General features: G+C 54.2%; 1 protein-coding gene. It reads right to left on the minus strand.

Annotated elements, in window-relative coordinates; genetic code table 11:
- Positions 1 to 481 (minus strand): phage major capsid protein (locus RH45_RS17030; protein WP_457853253.1); only part of this gene is annotated, 481 nt, incomplete at its 3' end.
- Positions 482 to 493: the final 12 nt, after the last annotated feature.

The raw sequence follows: 493 nt of genomic DNA on the forward strand, positions 1-493 counted from the left end.
CCGGGGTAATATTGAGCGGGTCGCCATTGGCATCTGTCTGCAGACGCATAGCCTTACGCGCGGCACTCAGCCCTGACATATCCATCGCAGAAGCAATCAGGTTGTTGTGCGCCTGATCAAACAGTGGCTTGCCATCCGTAAATTTCCCGTTCGATACCAGTTCGAGATAGACCAGATTACCTACCGTTCGCGCCGCTGCACGGCCCATAGCGACCGGAATAGTTGAAAGCTGGGTAAGGTCATCATTGATAATGGCCTGACGGGTTATCGAAAAGATATTGCCGTACGTGGCCAGCGCAATCGGAGCGCCACGATCTGAAGTGGTAATGTATTTATATTCCCCACCTTCCGGCACGTTAGCCAGGCGGGAGAAGCCATTAAGCCCGACGCGCTTTGCTTCATGGAAGTTAGAAAGCGTCCCTTTCTTCGTCCATTGCTGGAACGTCTCGCCGCTGTTCTGCCAGCCATGCAGCAGGGACATTTCAGCGCCACC

Source organism: Vibrio sinaloensis DSM 21326, assembly GCF_000189275.1.
Lineage (GTDB): Bacteria > Pseudomonadota > Gammaproteobacteria > Enterobacterales > Vibrionaceae > Vibrio > Vibrio sinaloensis.